Raw genomic sequence first — 17,296 nt, forward strand, 5'->3', positions numbered from 1 at the left:
GGCCAGGCAGCACAGAGGGTAGTCCAAAGGTCAATCCGAGGAATGCCAGAAACAGATCGAGATAACTCAGTGGCAATGTCGTCACTCCGCTGGCACCGGGCGCGCCGGTGCAATTTGCTCATTGCTCGGAATATGCTCCGATATACAACTCGGTACAATAAGAACATTGCTCTCGGTGCAATGTTAACCGGCGCTCTGGACCGCCCATCTGAGGCATGTCCCCACTCATGTCAGACCGCAGCCCTCGCCTCCGGGTGGAGGTGAGTGTTCGTCGCTCGTCGTCGTCCTGAGAGGATTGTCGCTCGGTTCAGTTCCGGCCGCCAAGGAAGCGCGCGATCGGCCGCAGCGCATCGATTTCGGGAACAGTCGCGCCAGCCTGGACGCCTGAGCACCAGGGATACGGCAAAGCCGCAAGCCAGCGCATGATCGGCCCGAAGTCCTCGGAAGGAAGCACGCACATGGCCTCGATCTCGATCACCAGCTTCGTCACGCGGCCATCGCCGGAGCCGAAATGCCAGTCATAACGTCCGCAGCCAACGCGAACGGCGCCGTCCTGCCTCGCCGACATCCCGACCAACCAGTCGCAGCGAACGTGCGGCAAGTGATCCGAGCCGGGACGCGACAGGCAAAATGTGCGCACGTTCTCGTACTGCCCGCCGAAGCCAGTAACCAGCACCTGGGTCACCTGCTCAAGCCCATGTGCCGAGCTCGGAAACGAAATGGCGTCGGTCTTGACGATCATTTCGAGCTCGCAGTCATCAGCAAAAGCGCGAGTCATCAACTGCGGACGGTTGCCATCCTTCGCCAGAATGTAGGTGCTGATCGCGTCGGCGGCAGTGATGGCGGCGGGTCGGCTCATTCGGTTATGCCCTGGCCGCCTCTAGCACCCCAGCCTGTCGGCGATGCCGCCAAAGTCCTTCGCGACGATGTCCCAGTTGCCGGTCGCTTCGAAGTCCACCTTCTGCAGCGGTCCGTACTCCGTCGGCCGCGCCACGAAGGCTGTCTTGAGCCCGTTCTTCTGCGCGGCTGCGAGATCGCCGTTGTGGGCGGCGACCATCATCACTTCCTCCGGCTTGAGGCCAAGCAGGCGTGCGGCGCCCAGATAGGTCTCGGGATCGGGCTTGTAGTGCTCGAACAGCTCGGCCGACATGATGAGATCCCAGGGAAGCCCGGCGAACTTCGCCATGTTGGTGAGGAGCGCGACATTGCCGTTCGAGAGCGGCGAGATCACGAATTTCGCCTTCAGGCGCGTCAGGCCGGCGACGCTGTCGGGCCAGGGATTGAGGCGGTGCCAGCCCTTGGTGAGATGATCGAGGTCGGCCTCGGTGAGACCCTTGATCTCGAATTTCTCGACGAGCTTTTCCAGCGAGCGGCGGTGCAGATCGTCGAGCATGACGTAGCCGCGCTCGGGATGCCTGCGCACATCGTCCATGGACGCGACATACATGCCGCGCCAGCCGTCGACCAGCGCGGTCCAGTCGGCATTGATGCCGCGGCCCTTCGCCCACCACATGAAATCGGTGATCAGGCTGGTGCGCCAGTCCACGACCGTACCGAAGACGTCGAACACGAGGGCTTTGACGGCGGAAAGGTCGGACATGTGCGCTTCCTCTGATTGTTCTTGTTGTCATTCCGGGACGCGCGGAGCGCGAACCCGGAATCCAGAAGTTGTGGCACGAGATTCCGGGTTCTCCGGGCCGCGCTTTGCGCGGTCCCGTCGCCCCGGAATGACCGAGCAGCTTAGTCCAGGTGGAACTTCGCGAGCTCGCGGTGCTCGGCCTTGATGTAGCGCACGGTGCCGGTGACGGAGCGCATCACCACCGTCTCGGTCTCGATCACGCCGTCCTTGCGGAACTTGACGCCCGAGAGCAGCGAGCCCGTGGTGACGCCGGTGGCCGCGAACAGGCAGTCGCCGCGCGCCATGTCCTCGATGCCGTAGATCATCTTGGGATCGTTGACGCCCATCTTGGCGGCGCGCTCGCGCTTCTCCTCGGAATCGAGGATCAGGCGGCACTGCATCTGGCCGCCGATGCAGCGCAGCGCCACGGCGGCAAGCACGCCTTCCGGCGCACCGCCGGTGCCGAGATACATGTCGACGCCGGTGTTGTCGGGGTCGGCGCAGTGGATCACGCCTGCGACGTCGCCGTCGGTGATGAGGCGCACGGCCGCGCCGGTCGAGCGCACGCTCTCGATGATGCTGGCATGGCGCGGCCGGTCGAGCACGAGAACGGTGATGCCTTCAGGCTTGACGCCCTTGGCCTTGGCGAGGCGGCGGACGTTGTCAGCGGGCGAGGCATCAATTTCGACAACACCCTTGTCGTAGCCGGGGCCGATCGCGAGCTTCTCCATGTAGACGTCGGGCGCGTGCAGCAGCGTGCCGCCATCGGCCATCGCCATGGTGGCGATCGAGCCCGGCATGTTCTTGGCGCACAGCGTGGTGCCTTCGAGCGGATCGACGGCGATATCGACCTGAGGGCCGGCCTTGAGGCCGACCTGCTCGCCGATATAGAGCATCGGCGCCTCGTCGCGCTCGCCCTCGCCGATCACGATGGTGCCCTGGATCGGCAGCTTGTTCAGCTCGCGCCGCATGGCGTCGACGGCGGCCTGGTCGGCCGCTTTCTCGTTACCGTGCCCGCGCAGCCGCGCCGACGACACCGCCGCCCGCTCCGTCACCCGTACGATCTCCAGCGTGAGAATGCGCTCGAGCAACGCATGCGGAGGGACTTCAATATGGGTCGACATCGGCTAGCTCCTTCGAAACAGTTCTGGACGGAATCTCCGTCCGCTTTAACTCGCAACGCCCACGGTTCGTTCGAACCGCCTCAGTTCTTCTCGATCCGGATCACCTGCGGCCGTCCGCTGATCACCTTGTCCTTCTGCACGGCGGCGAGCGCGCGGCGCACGGCGTCTTCGTGCGTGGCATAGGTGATCAGGATGACGGGCACAGGCACCGCCTTGCCGTCGGCAGGCGCAGCGCCGCCATTGGGATGACGCTGCACGATCGACTCGATCGAAATCTTCTGTTCTGCAAGCCGGGTCGCGATCGCAGCCGCAGTGCCCGGGAAATCGCGCGCCAGCAGGCGGATGTAGTAGCCGCCTTCATGCCGCTCCATCGGCGCCTTCTTGGTGTCGCGCAAGTGCGCGATCGGCCGGCCGAACGGATTGGCGCGGATGCCGCGCGCGACATCAGCGATGTCGGCGACGACGGCCGATGCGGTCGCGGCGCCGCCTGCGCCCGGGCCGACCAGCGTGATCGGCGGAATGCCCTCGCCATCGATCGTGACCGCATTGGTGACACCCATCACCTGCGCGATCGAGGAGGATTTGGGAACCATGGTCGGATGCACGCGCTGCTCGATGCCCTTGGCGGTGCGAACGGCAACGCCGAGCAGCTTGAGCCGGTAACCGAGATCGTCGGCGGCGCGCAGGTCTTCCGGCGCGATGGAGGAGATACCTTCGACATACACCGCGCTTTGAGCAACTTTCGTGCCGAAAGCGAGGCTGGCGAGGATCGAGAGTTTTTGCGCGGTGTCGTGGCCGTCGACGTCGAAGGACGGGTTGGCCTCGGCATAGCCGAGCCGCTGTGCATCCTTCAGGCACTCGGCAAAGGACAGGCCCTCCTGCTCCATCCGGGTCAGGATGTAATTGCAGGTGCCGTTGAGGATGCCGTAGACGCGGTTGATGCCGGTTCCGGCAAGACCCTCGCGTAACGTTTTGATGACGGGAATCGCAGCGCCAACGGCTGCCTCGAAATTCAGCGCGCCGCCGTGCTTTTCGGCGGCCTTCGCCAGCTTGATGCCGTGCTTGGCGAGCAGCGCCTTGTTGGCGGTGACGACGGACTTGCCGGAATTGAGCGCAGCCTCGACCGCGGAGAGCGCGGGATCGCCCGCGCCGCCCATCAGCTCGACGAAGCAGTCGACCTCGGGATGGGTGGCCAGGGCAAGCGGATCCTTGGCCCATTCGACGCCGCGCAGGTCGATGCCGCGCTTCTTCGCTTTTGAACGCGCAGTCACAGCAACGACACGAATGCCGCGGCCGCTGCGCCCCGTGAGCACGCGCGCTTGCGTTTCAATCAAACGGACGACTTCGGCACCCACGGTGCCGAGCCCCGCTATGCCCACTTTCAGGGGTGCGACCATGATGCTTCAGAAAACCTGTCGAAGAGAATTAGCGCCGGTTGGCGAGCGGAACGACGTTGTGCAACGTTTCGATGCCGCTTTCAAGGAAGCGGCGCACGCCGCGCGCGGCCTGCCTGATCCGTTGCTCGTTTTCCACCATGGCGATGCGGACATATCCTTCACCATGCTCGCCGAAGCCGACGCCGGGCGACACCGCGACGCCGGATTTCTCCACCATCAGGGTCGCGAACTGCATGCTGCCGACGCTGCGGAAGGCTTCCGGCAGCGGCACCCAGGCGAACATCGAGGCCTCCGGCGGCGGAATCTCCCAGCCGGCGCGGCCGAACGATTCCACCAGCGCGTCGCGACGCTTGCGATAGGTGTCGCGCATCTCCTTGATGCAATCGTCCGGGCCATTCAATGCAGCGGTCGCGGCGACCTGCACCGGCGTGAAGGCGCCGTAGTCGAGATAGGATTTGACGCGTGCGAGCGCGGCGATCACGCGCTCATTGCCGACCGCAAAGCCCATGCGCCAGCCGGCCATCGAGTAGGTCTTCGACATCGAGGTGAACTCGACCGTGACGTCCAGCGCGCCCGGCACCTGGAGCACCGAGGGCGGCGGGTTGCTCTCGTCGAAATAGACCTCGGCATAGGCGAGGTCGGACAGGATCAGGATCTCGTGCTTCTTCGCGAAGGCGACGAGGTCCTTGTAGAAGTCGAGGCTCGCGACATAGGCGGTCGGGTTCGACGGGTAGCAGACCACCAGCGCCAGCGGCTTCGGAATCGAATGCACGATCGCCCGCTCCACCGCCTCGAAGAATTGCGGCGTCGGCTCCGAGGGCACCGAGCGGATCACGCCGCCCGCCATCAAGAAGCCGAAGGCGTGAATCGGGTAGCTCGGGTTCGGACAGAGGATGACGTCGCCGGGCGCGGTGATTGCCTGCGCCACGTTGGCAAAGCCCTCCTTGGAGCCGAGCGTCGCCACCACCTGGGTATCAGGGTTGAGCTTCACGCCGAAGCGGCGGGCGTAATAGGCGGCCTGGGCCCGGCGCAGGCCGGGGATGCCGCGGGAGGCCGAGTAGCGGTCGGTGCGCGGCTTGCCGAGCGTCTCCTTGAGCTTCTCCAGCACATGCGGCGGCGCCGGCAGGTCCGGATTGCCCATGCCGAGATCGATGATGTCGGCGCCTGCATTCCGCGCGGCCGCCTTGGCCCGGTTGACCTGCTCGAACACGTAAGGCGGAAGGCGGCGGATGCGGTAAAATTCTTCCATGGCTCTCTGGGCTCCGGGCAACCGGTCAGGACAGAATCGACTGGCCGCGAGCGCCGATCGCAAAAGCGCCCGGCCCGGCCGCGAAATGGCTCAAAATCAGATACTTAGAGCAATTTTCGACGGCGGAGGCTGAAGTCGTTCGCCCTGACTCTCGGCTGAACTCAGGTCTTTTAGCACGGCAAGACGGGGGCGCCAGCGATTACCTTGCACCGCCTCATTTGGCGTCTTTTGCGGCAACGGCCTGGCGATCGCGCGCGGCGGCAAGCTCGGCCTCGATCTTGGCGCGCTGGTCCGGCGGGATGACTGCCTGATCGCGATCCGGCGGCAGGTCGTGCACCGGCAAATAGGTGCCGGGCTCCTTTGGATGTGCCTGCGTATCCGCAGGCGTGAGATCGGCAAGCTGACTCGAGCAGCCGCCCAGGGCGAGCGCCACCATCAGCAGCGCGCCGTAGATCGGCCGCGTCTTTTGCAGGTCCCTTAACGCCAACACTTGGGAATCCCCTACTCGTCCCAAAGCACGGCCCCGGGCAAGCCTACCCGACACCGCGCCCAAGCTCAAACCATTGCTGCCCGAAATGGTGCGAGCGAGAATACAACCCCGGTCACTACCAAACCGGCCGGTGCGGCTTGATTATGACGGAACCAAGGAAACTTGTCGCAGTGCAGCACATCTTGCAGCGTGTTTAACGCCAAACCTGCGAGCTTCGCGGTGACGAATACGGAATGAATCGTTACTGTTCTGCCCATGAGTACCGCCACGACCGACAAGCCCGGCTCCGGGACAGCCAAGTCCGAGACGAAGTTCGATGCGGAAGCCTTCGCGATGAATGTCGCGCAGGCGATGGAAAGCGGCGGCAAGGCGCTCGCCGCCTACCTCAAGCCGCGCGAGAGCGGCGAGGTGCAGGACCGCCCGCCGCCGGAGCTCACCGAGATGGTCAAGACCTTCACCGCGGTCGCCGAATACTGGCTGTCGGACTCGTCGCGTTCGTCCGATCTGCAGACCAAGCTCGCCAAGGACTATCTCGACCTCTGGGGCTCGGCGGCGCGTCGCATGGCCGGTCAGGACGCCGAGCCGGCGATCGCGCCCTCGCCGCGCGACAAGCGCTTCGCCGATCCGGAATGGAAGTCGAACCAGTTCTTCGATTTCGTGATGCAGCTCTATCTGCTCACGACCAGATGGGCGCAGGAGCTGGTGCGCGATGCCGACGGCCTCGACGCGCACACCCGCCGCAAGGCGGAGTTCTACGTCCAGCAGGTCACCAACGCGATCTCGCCGTCGAACTTCGTGCTGACCAATCCGGAAGTGCTGCGCGAGACGATGGCGAGCAGCGGCGGCAACCTGGCGCGCGGCCTGAAGATGCTGGCCGAGGACATCGCGGCCGGCAAGGGCATGCTGAAGATCCGGCAGTCCAACCCGGACAACCTCGTCGTCGGCGTCAACATGGCGACGACGCCGGGCAAGGTGATCTACCAGAACGAGATGATGCAGCTGATCCAGTATTCGCCGAACACGGAGAAGGTGCTGCGCACCCCGCTCCTGATCGTGCCGCCCTGGATCAACAAGTTCTACATCCTCGATCTCAAGCCGGATAAATCCTACATCAAGTGGTGCGTCGACCAGGGCATCACCGTGTTCGTGATCTCATGGGTCAATCCCGACAAGCGGCTCGGCAACAAGAGCTGGGAAGACTACATGAAGGAAGGCCCGCTCACGGCGATGGACGTGATCGAGAAGGTCACCGGCGAGATGAAGGTCCACACTGCCGGCTATTGCGTCGGCGGCACCATGCTTGCGACCACGCTGGCCTGGCTGGCCGAGAAGCGCCGCCAGCGCGTTGCTTCCGCGACGTTCTTCGCGGCGCAGGTCGACTTCACCCATGCCGGTGATCTGCTGGTCTTCGTCGACGAGGAGCAGATCGCCGCGCTCGAACATGACATGAAGGCCGCCGGCGTGCTCGAAGGCTCGAAGATGGCAATGGCCTTCAACATGCTGCGCTCCAACGACCTAATCTGGTCCTATGTCGTCAGCAACTACCTCAAGGGCCAGCAGCCGAGCGCGTTCGACCTGTTGCACTGGAATTCCGATGCGACGCGGATGACGCAGGCGAACCATTCCTATTACCTGCGCAATTGCTATCTGGAGAACCGGCTCTCGACCGGCACGATGGTGCTCGACAACACCCTGCTCGACCTCTCCAAGGTCAAGGTGCCCGTCTACAATCTCGCCACCCGCGAGGACCACATCGCGCCGGCGGAATCGGTGCTGTACGGCTCGCAGTTCTTCGGCGGCCCGGTGAAGTATGTGCTGTCCGGCTCGGGCCATATCGCGGGCGTGGTCAATCCGCCAGCCTCGAACAAGTATCAGTACTGGACCAACGACAACATCAAGGACGTCAGCGTCGCGGACTGGATGAAGGGCGCGGTCGAGCACAAGGGCTCATGGTGGCCGGACTGGCGCGAATGGCTGGGCAGCCTCGATCCCGAGGAAGTCCCGGCGCGCAGCGTCGGCAGCGGGGCGCTGCCTCCGATCGAGGATGCGCCCGGCAGCTATGTCAGGGTTCGCGCGTAGCGGACTCTGCCGCGCTCTTGTATAGACTCGCTCTCACCACGGCGACGACAGAGGGGACCGGACTATGACGCGCGAATTGTTCTGGCTGACACTGACGGTGATCCTGACCGGGATCCTCTGGATTCCCTACATCATCAACCGCGCTCAGGTCCGCGGCCTCTCCGGCGCCATGGCCAACCCGTCGCGCAACGACAAGCCCCATGCCGAATGGGCGAACCGGCTGATGTTCGCGCATGACAACGCGGTCGAGAACCTCGTGATCTTCGCGCCGCTGGTGCTGATCCTGAACGCGATCGACTATTCCACGACATGGACCGTGCTCGCTTGCGCCGTCTATTTCTGGGCCCGCGTCGCCCATCTGATCGTCTACGCGCTCGGCCTGCCGGTGTTCCGCACCCTCGCCTTCACCGTCGGCTTCCTCGCACAGGCCGTGCTGGCGCTGGCGATCTTCAGGGTGGTCTAGGCGCGCCCGGATGCGGGCTCATGCCTAACGAATCCAGCCGGGATTTTCTCCAGTTTCAGGATCTCGATGCGGGCACGATCGTGTCCATCGTTGATCGCGCGCAAGCCATGGCGACGGCATGGAACGGCCACGCCATGCCGCAAAGCCTCGCCGGAAAACGCGTGGCTGTCATCGCCGACGACAGCGGGTGGCGGAATACGACCGCATTCGATCTCGGGGTGAAGGCCATGGGAGGCATCTCGGTGCAGCCTCCCATCAAGTTCAATGTCCATGAAACGACGGCTGATCTCGCCAGATATCTCGACAACTGGTTCGACATCCTGGTCGTGCGCACCCCGGAATTGTCGACGTTGCACGAGCTGGCTTCGAACGCGACCGCGCCGGTCGTCAACGCGAGAACGCGGTCAAATCACCCATGCGAGACGCTCGGCGACCTCGCCTATGTCAGAAGCAGGCGCGGATCGCTCGAAGGCCTGAAGGTGGCAGGCGTAGCACCCGATGCCAACATCCTCCGCTCCTGGGTTGAAGCGTCCATCGCTCTGCCGATCAAGCTCACCCAGGCCTATCCGGCGGATTGGCACGTCAGGGACATCGCAAGTCCGAACTTCACCGCAAGCACGGATCTGGACGCAATGTACGATGCGGATGTGATCATCACGGACTGCTGGCCTGTCGGGGCGCATCACGATCAACTCGCAAGATACCGGATATCTGCCGCGCTCCTCGACAAGTGCCGCCCGGATGCGATCTTCCTCCCCTGCCCGCCGGTGACCCGGGGCCAGGAAGTCACGACCGATGCGATGAGCCACGCCACTTGCCAGAGCACGGTGGCGAAGGCGTACCTTCTGCACGCGCAGAACGCCCTGCTGGAATGGATCGCCGCATAGTCAGGGCCGGACGATCTTCAAAGTGCCTTGAGCATCCGAAAAGGATACTGCAGGCCGTTGCAATCGGCGATACTGTCGCCCGGGCTGAGGCAAGCGAAGCGAGGAAACCGTATGCGGTCCCTTCTTTCTGCCATCGCAATGATCGCGCTCGCCGGATTTGGCGGCCAGGTGCAGGCGCAATGCCCCGAACTGACGCGCCTGCGCAGCGAAGCCGTCGAGGCCACCAAGCCGATGAACCGTGGATTGATGCCGGACCGCTGTGACGCGTACATCCGCGCATCGCTCGCCTGGGGCTCCCTGCGCGCCTACGCGCAAGACCACCAGGAGGCGTGCGACATCTCCAGCCGCTCGCTCGGTGACATCGAAAAGTCTCACCATGACGCGGTGGTGGCGCGTAACAATGTCTGCGCCGGCCGCCCCGTTCGGCCGTTTCCGGCGGACGTGATTTTGCGCTGAAGCAATCCAGCCCGTCGCCGGGGAAAGATCTGGATTGCTTCGCTTCGCTCGCAATGACGGCGGATAGACCCTCGCCCTACTCCTCCGGCAGTCCCAGCATAAGCCGCATGTTCTGCACGACCGCGCCAGATGCGCCCTTGCCGAGATTGTCCCGCCGCGCGACCAGCACGGCCTGGTGATATTTGTCGCTCGCGAAGACGTAGAGCTCGAGCATGTTGGTCTCGTTCAGCGCCCCCGGCTCGAGCTTGCCGCCCGTGGTCGCCTCGTCCACAACTACATCCCACTTACGGAAACAGCGCGATCTGCTCCAGGCCCGCGGTCTCGGGGAAGCCGAACATCAGGTTCATGTTCTGGATCGCCTGCCCCGCCGACCCCTTCACCAGATTGTCGAGCACCGAGATCACGATCGCCCGGTTCTTGATGCGGTCGGGGAATACGCCGATCTGCACGTAGTTCGAACCGCGCACGTTCTGGGTCTGCGGCATCACGCCCTTGTTCGCGACATGGACGAACGGCTCGTTGCTGTAGGCCTTCTCCAGCGCTGTTCGCAAATCGTCCGGCGTCGCGCCGTTGAGCTTGACGTAGGACGTACAAAGCTCGCCCCGCGCCATCGGAATGAGATGTGGGGTGAAGTTGACGGTCACAGCGTGGCCAGCGGCAACCCCGATCTCCTGCTCGATCTCGGGCGCATGCCGGTGCGTGCCGACCGAGTAAGGCGACAGCCCCTCCCCCACCTCGCTGAACAGCGTGCTCTGTTTCAGCCCGCGGCCGGCGCCGGTGAGGCCCGATTTCGCGTCGATGACGATGTCGTCGACGTCGATCAGTTTGGCTTTCGCAAGCGGCACCAGCGCGAGCAGCGCAGCAGTCGGATAGCAGCCGGGACAGGCGACCAGCCGCGCCGAGGTGATCTTCTCGCGATAGAATTCAGTGAGACCATAGACCGCTTCGCCCTGCAGTTCGAGCGCCCGGTGCTCATGGCCGTACCATTGCGCATAGGTGTTCTTGTCCCGCAGCCTGAAATCGGCGGACATGTCGAGGACCTTGATTTTGGGATTTGCCTTGAGGACCGCGGCGATGATTTCCTGCGTGGTGCCGTGCGGCAGTCCGCAGAACACCGCATCGAGCCTGCTCCAGTCGACCTTTTCCCATTCCACGAGTTTCGGCAGGTCCAGCATAAAGAAATGCGGAAACACCTCGCCCATCGACTTGCCGGCGTGGGTGTTGGCGGTGAGCGCGATAATCGGCATTCGGATGCCGGGCCAACAGGCGCACTGCATCGGCCCCGGTGTAACCGGAGGCGCCGAGAATGCCGATCTTCTTCGAACTCATCACGCGTACCTTTCAGGCGTCATTTGATCGTCTTGCCGTGGTAGAAAATCGCAGCGTCGCTCCGTCCACCGGGTTGGCCTCGCGAGCAATGTTCGATCAGCTATTGTCGGCAAGGCCCAACATCAGCCGCATGTTCTGCACGGCCGCGCCAGATGCGCCCTTGCCGAGATTGTCCAGCCGCGCGATCAGCACGGCCTGGTGATATTTGTCGCTGGCAAAGACGTAGAGCTCGAGCATGTTGGTCTCGTTGAGCGCCTCCGGCTCGAGCCGGCCGCCCTTGGTCGCCTCGTTCTGCAGCGGCATCACCTTGACGTATTTTGAACCGGCATACCGCTTGGCCAACGCGGCCTGAAGGTCGGCACCGCCGGGCTTGCCCGGCAGCGTGTCGAGCTGGAGCGGCACCGAGACCAGCATGCCCTGCCGGTAGTTGCCGACCGAAGGAATGAAGATCGGCCGCCGCGTCAGGTTCGAATAGAGCTGCATCTCCGGCAGGTGCTTGTGCTCGAAGCCGAGACCGTAGAGCTCGAAGGCCGGCGCACTGCCGTCTTCAAAACTCGCGATCATCGACTTGCCGCCGCCGGAATAGCCGCTCACCGCGTTGATGGTGACGGGATAGTCAGGAGGCAGCAGGCCGGCATCGACGATCGGCCGCAGCAGCGCGATGCCGCCGGTCGGATAGCAGCCGGGGTTGGAGACCTTCTTCGCCGCCTTGATCTTGCCGGCCTGGTCCGGCGTCAGTTCGGCAAAGCCATAGGCCCAATCGGGCGCGACACGGTACGCGGTCGAGGCGTCCAGCACCTTCGGCGCCGAGGCGCCCATACTGTCGACCAGGGCAACCGTTTCCTTTGCGGCATCGTCGGGCAGGCAGAGGATGACGAGATCGACCTCCTCCATCAGCGCCTTCTTGGCGGCAGGATCCTTGCGCTTGTCGTCGGCGATCGTCTTCACGATCACATCGTTCTGGAGCTTCAGCCGCTCGTTGATGCCGAGGCCGGTGGTGCCGGAGCCGCCGTCGACGAAGACGGTGGCGGGCTTCTTGGCCGCGCCGGTGGTCGGGGCTTTCGTGGTCTCCGTGAGGCTCATGGTACGCTCCTTTCGAGCTTGTCGGTTTCGGCCGCAAAGGCTTCCGGCCTCACGTCCTGCATCAGCTGCGCAATCTCTCTGGCATCGGCGGTAGGCTGCGCGCCGAGCGCATTGGCGATCGCAATATAATCGGCGTCGGACTTGTGCTGGTTGAGCTTGAAGCTGCCTTCGACCTCTTCAACCGTCATGAGCAGACCCACGATCCCCTTCTTCATGGCCTCGAGCCGGCCGGCCGTCATCTTGCCTGACGTCCACGGCTTCTTCGGCAAGAGCCAGTTCTCGAACTTGTCGCTGAGCGTATCGATCTGGACCGACAGCTCCGCGTCAGACAACAACCGCACCGGCCCGCTCAGATGCACCGACTGGTACAGCCAGGTCGGCACCTGATCCGGCGAGACGTACCAGTCCGGCGATACATAGGCATCGGGGCCGTTGACCGCGAGCAGCCAGGAGGCCGCGCCGTCCGCCAGCTTTAGCAGCGGATTGTGACGGGCGACATGAAAGGCGGCCTGCGGCGTGCCGTCCGCGGCATAGGTCAAATAGAACGGCAGCGGCGAGGCGATCGGCCTCTTGCCGTCGAAGGCGCACATGGTGCCGAAGCCGCGCTCTTCCGCAAATTTGAGGCTCGCGGCGCGGTCCTGCTTGAAAAAGGGTGGCGTGTACATCGTGGTCTCCTGCTGGGCCTCCTTGTGGGAGCCGCCGGATCAGATCGCGCTGACAGGAGAGAGGATGCCGCGGATCGGGTCCAGCGGCAAAGACGATGATCTCAAACGCGATCGACCGCCCAAACCGCAAAGCTGCGGCGGCGGCGACGGGCGAACAGGATGGTCGCGGCGTTGATCATGGCGCGCGGCTATAAGGCCAGCGGGTTCCAGGGTCAAGTCCAAATCGGCTCGCGGGATGCCGGGCGGACTCCACGATGCCGCAGCTCGTGACGGCACGATGCCGCACTGATGACATCGGCGTTTAGCGGAATTTCCCTTAAGCATAGGGGTTCCCGAGAATGACCGGCGGGCCGCAACTTCGCCGGGTCCGTGCCTTTCGCAACCCAGCCTCAGGACATCGTCATGACCGAGATCACCCGTCGCGCAACGTTGGCCGGCGCCGCCGCCTCGGCGCTCCTGCCTTTCGTGAAGACCTCGCCCGCGAGCGCCGCCGCGCCCCCTGCGACCGCGCAGAATGCGAGCTTCTACCGCTACAACGTCGGCACCCACCAGGTCACGGTGGTCTGCGACGGCGTTGCCACCGTCAATCTGACCGACAACTACGCGGCCGGCGCCAGCAAGGACGACATCAACAAGGTCTTCGCCGAACATCACCTGCCGACCGACAAGGTCACCCACACATTCAACCCCGTGGTCGTCAACACCGGACCGAAGCTCGTCGTCATCGACACCGGTCTCGGGCCCGACCAGTTCACGCAGACCAAGGGCAAGGTCGGCCAGTTCCACAACAACCTTGCAGCCGCCAGCATCGACCGCGCGGCGGTCGACACCGTCATCATCTCCCACTTCCATGGCGACCACATCAACGGCCTGCTGGCAGCCGAGAACAAGCCCGCCTTCCCCAATGCCGAGATCATGGTGCCGGCGGTGGAATGGAAGTTCTGGATGGACGACGGCGAGATGAGCAAGGGGATGGGCAATCCGATCCTCGAGAACAACTTCAAGAACATCCGCCGCGTGTTCGACGCGCTCGGCCGCAAGGTGACGCAATACGAGGCCGGCAAGGAGGTCGCGCCCGGCATCACCTCGGTGGCGAGCCCGGGCCATACGCCAGGCCACAATTCCTTCATCGTCGCCTCCGGCGCCGAGAAGGTGCTGGTGCAGGTCGATATCACCGCAGGCGCGGCGTTCCTGTTCGTGAGGCATCCCGAATGGAACATCGCCTCCGATGTCGACAAGCCGCTTGCACAGGAAACCCGACGCAAGCTCTACGACATGGCAATTGCCGAGAAGATGCCGATCCAGGCCTTCCACGCCGCCTTCCCCGGCCTCGTCCGCGTCGAAAAGGAAAAGGACGGCTCCGGCTATCGCTGGATCCCCTCGATCTGGAACGCCTCGCTGTAGGCCTCGCCTGTCGTCCTGACCGGGCGGCCTGGCTGCCCGGTCAGATCAGCCGCCAGATCCATTCCATGATCTTGGCGATCACGTCGCCGAACAGCAGCAGTGCCGCCGACCAGATCAGGGCCGAGACGAAATTGGCGATCTGGAAGCTCCAATAGGGCATCTCGAAGATACCGGCTGCGAGCGGCACCGAGGCCCGCAAGGGCCCGAAGAAGCGGCCAATGAAGATGCTGGGTATGCCCCAGTTGCGCACGAAGGCCTCGCCCCGGGGCAGGAGTTCCGGATAGCGCGAGAGCGGCCACATCTCGGCGACGTGCTCCTTGTAGCGGTAGCCGAACCAGTAGGAGACCCAGTCGCCCAGCGCCGCCCCAAGGCCGCCAGCGATCCAGACCGGATAGAAGTTGATGCCGCTCACCCCGATCAGCGCACCGATCGCCACCAGCGCGCCCCAGGCCGGAACCAACAGCGAGATGAAGGCGAGCGACTCCCCGAAAGCCAGCAGGAAGACGATCGGAGCTGCCCAAGCCTGGTGAGCGCGCACGAAATCGGCCAGGGCGTGCGCAAACTGCTCCATTCCGAAAATAGCCTTCCCGCTCGCTCAAGGTGCTGCTCGATGAAAACGACTGGTAAGCCAAGGACTTGTGTGACATCAAGTCACAAAAGCCCGTCAAAACCGGCCCGGGACGTCAAATTGCCGGGAACTAATGGTAAGGCGGCGTAAAATCGCCGGGATTGGCTCCCAATCCACCCCGCTTGACCGGCCTGGCGGTAACCTTTCGAAGCCAGAAGTGGCATAGTCCGCTTAACCGATTCGCCGCTTATGCGGCCCCCTAAGCACATCAAGATATATGTCCAAGCAGTTGAAGCCAAAAGCAAAAGACGACTTTTTCGGCGGTGATGAGCCGAAGCCCCGCGCCGCCGCCAAGGCGGCGCCGCGCGGAAGCGGCGGGGAAGCCGACTACACCGCAGCCGACATCGAGGTGCTCGAAGGCCTCGAACCGGTGCGGCGCCGGCCCGGCATGTATATCGGCGGAACCGACGAGAAGGCGCTGCATCACCTGTTCGCCGAAGTCATCGATAACTCGATGGACGAAGCACTGGCGGGACACGCGACCTTCATCGGAGTCGAGCTGAGCGCAGACGGGTTCCTGACCGTCACCGACAATGGCCGCGGCATCCCGATCGACCCGCACCCGAAATTCCCGAAGAAGTCGGCGCTCGAAGTCATCATGTGCACGCTGCATTCCGGCGGCAAGTTCGACTCCAAGGTCTACGAGACCTCGGGCGGTCTGCACGGCGTCGGCATCTCCGTGGTGAACGCCCTCTCCTCGCTACTCGAGGTCGAGGTCGCGCGCAGCCAGAAGCTCTACCGCATGACGTTCGAGCGCGGCCATCCCAAGGGCAAGCTCGAGGACCTCGGCAAGATCAACAACCGCCGCGGCACGCGCGTGCGCTTCAAGCCCGACACGGATATCTTCGGCGCCAAGGCCGCGTTCAAGCCGCAGCGCCTGTTCAAGATGACGCGCTCGAAAGCCTATCTGTTCGGCGGCGTCGAGATCCGCTGGAATTGCGCGCCCGAGCTGCTCAAGGGCGTCGAGGACGTGCCGGCGGAGGCGACGTTCCACTTCCCCGGCGGCCTCAAGGATTATCTCGCCGCGGCGATCCACGCCGACACGCTGGTGCATCCGGACATCTTCTCGGGCAAGTCGGGCCGCAACGGCGCGCATGGCGCCTGCGAATGGGCGGTGGCGTGGACCGCGGATGCCGACGGCTTCCTGTCCTCCTACACCAACACCGTGCCGACTCCGGATGGCGGTACGCACGAATCCGGCCTGCGCAGCGCCCTGCTGCGCGGCCTGAAGGACCACGCCGAGCGCGTCGGCCAGGGCAAGCGCGCCGCCTCCGTCACCTCCGAAGACGTGATGGTGGGCGCGGCCGTGATGCTCTCGGTGTTCGTGCGCGAGCCCGAATTCCAGGGCCAGACCAAGGATCGTCTTGCCACCGCCGAAGCGCAGCGCATCGTCGAGCAGGCGATGAAGGATCCGTTCGACCATTGGCTGTCGGGCAATCCGAACATGGCCAACCGCCTGCTCGACTTCGTCATCGACCGGGCCGAGGAGCGCCTGCGCCGCCGTCAGGAGAAAGAGACGGCGCGCAAGACCGCCGGCAAGAAGCTGCGCTTGCCCGGCAAGCTCGCCGATTGCACCGATGCCGGCACCGAAGGCTCCGAGCTCTTCATCGTCGAGGGCGACTCGGCAGGCGGCAGCGCCAAGCAGGCGCGCGACCGCAAGACCCAGGCGGTGCTGCCGCTGCGCGGCAAGATCCTCAACGTCGCCTCGGCGGGCAAGGACAAGCTGACCGCGAACGCGCAGCTCTCCGATCTCGTGCAGGCGATCGGCTGCGGACAGCTGCTGCACTATCGCGAAGAGGATCTGCGCTATCAGCGCATCATCATCATGACCGACGCCGACGTCGACGGCGCCCACATCGCTTCGCTCCTGATCACCTTCTTCTACCGGCAGATGCCGCGGCTGATCGACGAAGGCCACCTCTTCCTCGCAGTGCCGCCGCTCTACAAGCTGACCCACGGCTCCAAGTCGGTCTACGCCCGCGACGACGCGCACAAGGAGGCGCTGCTCAAGAGCGCGTTCAACGCCAACGCCAAGGTCGAGGTGAACCGCTTCAAAGGTCTCGGCGAGATGATGCCGGCGCAGCTCAAGGAAACCACCATGGATCCGAGCAAGCGGACGCTGCTCAAGGTGGTGCTGCTCGCCGACGACCGCGACACGACAGCGGATTCGGTGGAGCGGCTGATGGGCACCAAGGCCGAAGCGCGCTTCGCCTTCATCTCGGACAAGGCCGAATTTGCCAGCGAGGAGCTGCTCGACGTCTGACGTCGTACGCTCCCGTCAAAAAAGCCCCCGGCTCCGTCAGGACCGGGGGCTTTTTTCATATGGAGGCGGTACCGCGCCTCCCGGCGATTCCTGCCGAAGCGCGACTCGGCCAGCGACTCAGCGGCATCAAGGCCGAGGCAGGATTGCCTCCGTTTCGGACA

Annotated in this window: 16 protein-coding genes and 2 pseudogenes; 6 read left to right on the forward strand and 12 right to left on the reverse strand. The window is 64.2% G+C overall.

Annotation, left to right across the window (positions count from 1 at the left end; all coding sequences use genetic code 11):
- Window positions 1-307: 307 nt before the first annotated feature.
- From XH79_RS11595 to XH79_RS11625, 7 genes are all read right to left on the reverse strand, one after another.
- Window positions 308-859 carry a hypothetical protein gene (locus XH79_RS11595; RefSeq protein WP_271581741.1) on the reverse strand — a complete coding sequence of 184 codons (552 nt, stop codon included), beginning with the start codon at window positions 857-859 and terminating at the stop codon, window positions 308-310.
- Between the two features lie 21 nt (window positions 860-880).
- The gene (locus tag XH79_RS11600) at window positions 881-1,600 is read right to left on the reverse strand and encodes a haloacid dehalogenase type II (RefSeq protein WP_271581742.1); all 720 of its coding nucleotides are present in this window, start codon (window positions 1,598-1,600) and stop codon (window positions 881-883) included.
- Between the two features lie 140 nt (window positions 1,601-1,740).
- A complete protein-coding gene (gene glpX / locus XH79_RS11605) occupies window positions 1,741-2,742 on the reverse strand; it encodes a class II fructose-bisphosphatase (protein WP_212336828.1) in 1,002 nt (333 codons plus the stop codon).
- Window positions 2,743-2,822: 80 nt separating this feature from the next.
- The gene (locus XH79_RS11610) at window positions 2,823-4,139 is read right to left on the reverse strand and encodes a homoserine dehydrogenase (protein WP_271581743.1); all 1,317 of its coding nucleotides are present in this window, start codon (window positions 4,137-4,139) and stop codon (window positions 2,823-2,825) included.
- 28 nt (window positions 4,140-4,167) lie between these two features.
- On the reverse strand, window positions 4,168-5,388 hold the full coding sequence (locus XH79_RS11615) for an LL-diaminopimelate aminotransferase (RefSeq protein ID WP_271581744.1): 1,221 nt from the start codon (window positions 5,386-5,388) through the stop codon (window positions 4,168-4,170).
- Window positions 5,389-5,602: 214 nt separating this feature from the next.
- Window positions 5,603-5,878: a hypothetical protein gene (locus tag XH79_RS11620; RefSeq protein WP_271581745.1), complete on the reverse strand. Its 276-nt coding sequence runs from the start codon at window positions 5,876-5,878 to the stop codon at window positions 5,603-5,605.
- A 65-nt stretch (window positions 5,879-5,943) separates the two neighbouring features.
- Window positions 5,944-6,135: a hypothetical protein gene (locus tag XH79_RS11625; protein ID WP_271581746.1), complete on the reverse strand. Its 192-nt coding sequence runs from the start codon at window positions 6,133-6,135 to the stop codon at window positions 5,944-5,946.
- On the opposite strand from XH79_RS11625, the gene XH79_RS11630 reads away from it, so the two are divergent.
- The 4 genes from XH79_RS11630 (at window position 6,134) to XH79_RS11645 (ending at window position 9,763) form a co-directional block, all read left to right on the forward strand.
- Window positions 6,134-7,957 (forward strand): PHA/PHB synthase family protein, encoded by a 1,824-nt coding sequence (locus XH79_RS11630; protein WP_271581747.1) that lies wholly within the window; start codon window positions 6,134-6,136, stop codon window positions 7,955-7,957. The genes XH79_RS11625 and XH79_RS11630 overlap by 2 nt on opposite strands.
- Before the next feature lie 64 nt (window positions 7,958-8,021).
- Window positions 8,022-8,420 carry an MAPEG family protein gene (locus XH79_RS11635; protein WP_271581748.1) on the forward strand — a complete coding sequence of 133 codons (399 nt, stop codon included), beginning with the start codon at window positions 8,022-8,024 and terminating at the stop codon, window positions 8,418-8,420.
- A 20-nt stretch (window positions 8,421-8,440) separates the two neighbouring features.
- A complete protein-coding gene (locus XH79_RS11640; protein ID WP_271581749.1) occupies window positions 8,441-9,307 on the forward strand; it encodes an ornithine carbamoyltransferase in 867 nt (288 codons plus the stop codon).
- A 138-nt stretch (window positions 9,308-9,445) separates the two neighbouring features.
- Complete coding sequence (locus XH79_RS11645; RefSeq protein ID WP_212336842.1) at window positions 9,446-9,763, forward strand: hypothetical protein; 318 nt, start codon at window positions 9,446-9,448, stop codon at window positions 9,761-9,763.
- Window positions 9,764-9,839: 76 nt separating this feature from the next.
- Here XH79_RS11645 and XH79_RS11650 read toward each other — a convergent pair.
- The 4 genes and pseudogenes from XH79_RS11650 to XH79_RS11665 form a co-directional block, all read right to left on the reverse strand.
- Window positions 9,840-10,031: pseudogene (locus XH79_RS11650) on the reverse strand (N-acetyl-gamma-glutamyl-phosphate reductase); the annotation flags it as partial.
- Between the two features lie 16 nt (window positions 10,032-10,047).
- Window positions 10,048-11,092: pseudogene (gene argC, locus XH79_RS11655) on the reverse strand (N-acetyl-gamma-glutamyl-phosphate reductase).
- Window positions 11,093-11,188: 96 nt separating this feature from the next.
- Window positions 11,189-12,175: an N-acetyl-gamma-glutamyl-phosphate reductase gene (gene argC, locus XH79_RS11660; protein WP_271581750.1), complete on the reverse strand. Its 987-nt coding sequence runs from the start codon at window positions 12,173-12,175 to the stop codon at window positions 11,189-11,191.
- Complete coding sequence (locus tag XH79_RS11665; protein WP_212336848.1) at window positions 12,172-12,840, reverse strand: FMN-binding negative transcriptional regulator; 669 nt, start codon at window positions 12,838-12,840, stop codon at window positions 12,172-12,174. Before XH79_RS11665 ends, argC (XH79_RS11660) begins: the two co-directional genes overlap by 4 nt.
- Before the next feature lie 402 nt (window positions 12,841-13,242).
- Between XH79_RS11665 and XH79_RS11670 the strand changes: the two genes are divergently transcribed.
- Window positions 13,243-14,244 (forward strand): MBL fold metallo-hydrolase, encoded by a 1,002-nt coding sequence (locus XH79_RS11670; RefSeq protein WP_271581751.1) that lies wholly within the window; start codon window positions 13,243-13,245, stop codon window positions 14,242-14,244.
- Between the two features lie 40 nt (window positions 14,245-14,284).
- On the opposite strand, the gene XH79_RS11675 is transcribed toward XH79_RS11670, so the two are convergent.
- A complete protein-coding gene (locus XH79_RS11675; protein ID WP_212336852.1) occupies window positions 14,285-14,815 on the reverse strand; it encodes a DedA family protein in 531 nt (176 codons plus the stop codon).
- A 274-nt stretch (window positions 14,816-15,089) separates the two neighbouring features.
- Between XH79_RS11675 and parE the strand changes: the two genes are divergently transcribed.
- Window positions 15,090-17,135 carry a DNA topoisomerase IV subunit B gene (gene parE / locus XH79_RS11680; RefSeq protein WP_212336854.1) on the forward strand — a complete coding sequence of 682 codons (2,046 nt, stop codon included), beginning with the start codon at window positions 15,090-15,092 and terminating at the stop codon, window positions 17,133-17,135.
- Window positions 17,136-17,296 lie beyond the last annotated feature (161 nt).

The sequence above is a fragment of the Bradyrhizobium sp. CCBAU 45389 genome (genome assembly GCF_028128625.1).
In the GTDB taxonomy this organism is placed as follows: domain Bacteria; phylum Pseudomonadota; class Alphaproteobacteria; order Rhizobiales; family Xanthobacteraceae; genus Bradyrhizobium; species Bradyrhizobium liaoningense_B.

Bases quoted from the DNA above. Each gene is read 5' to 3' on its own strand.
- XH79_RS11595 (WP_271581741.1), bottom strand. From the start codon at position 859: ATGAGCCGACCCGCCGCCATCACTGCCGCCGACGCGATCAGCACCTAC.
- XH79_RS11600 (WP_271581742.1), bottom strand. From the start codon at position 1,600: ATGTCCGACCTTTCCGCCGTCAAAGCCCTCGTGTTCGACGTCTTCGGT.
- glpX (WP_212336828.1), bottom strand. From the start codon at position 2,742: ATGTCGACCCATATTGAAGTCCCTCCGCATGCGTTGCTCGAGCGCATT.
- XH79_RS11610 (WP_271581743.1), bottom strand. From the start codon at position 4,139: ATGGTCGCACCCCTGAAAGTGGGCATAGCGGGGCTCGGCACCGTGGGT.
- XH79_RS11615 (WP_271581744.1), bottom strand. From the start codon at position 5,388: ATGGAAGAATTTTACCGCATCCGCCGCCTTCCGCCTTACGTGTTCGAG.
- XH79_RS11630 (WP_271581747.1), top strand. From the start codon at position 6,134: ATGAGTACCGCCACGACCGACAAGCCCGGCTCCGGGACAGCCAAGTCC.
- XH79_RS11625 (WP_271581746.1), bottom strand. From the start codon at position 6,135: ATGGGCAGAACAGTAACGATTCATTCCGTATTCGTCACCGCGAAGCTC.
- XH79_RS11635 (WP_271581748.1), top strand. From the start codon at position 8,022: ATGACGCGCGAATTGTTCTGGCTGACACTGACGGTGATCCTGACCGGG.
- XH79_RS11640 (WP_271581749.1), top strand. From the start codon at position 8,441: ATGCCTAACGAATCCAGCCGGGATTTTCTCCAGTTTCAGGATCTCGAT.
- XH79_RS11645 (WP_212336842.1), top strand. From the start codon at position 9,446: ATGATCGCGCTCGCCGGATTTGGCGGCCAGGTGCAGGCGCAATGCCCC.
- argC (WP_271581750.1), bottom strand. From the start codon at position 12,175: ATGAGCCTCACGGAGACCACGAAAGCCCCGACCACCGGCGCGGCCAAG.
- XH79_RS11665 (WP_212336848.1), bottom strand. From the start codon at position 12,840: ATGTACACGCCACCCTTTTTCAAGCAGGACCGCGCCGCGAGCCTCAAA.
- XH79_RS11670 (WP_271581751.1), top strand. From the start codon at position 13,243: ATGACCGAGATCACCCGTCGCGCAACGTTGGCCGGCGCCGCCGCCTCG.
- XH79_RS11675 (WP_212336852.1), bottom strand. From the start codon at position 14,815: ATGGAGCAGTTTGCGCACGCCCTGGCCGATTTCGTGCGCGCTCACCAG.
- parE (WP_212336854.1), top strand. From the start codon at position 15,090: ATGTCCAAGCAGTTGAAGCCAAAAGCAAAAGACGACTTTTTCGGCGGT.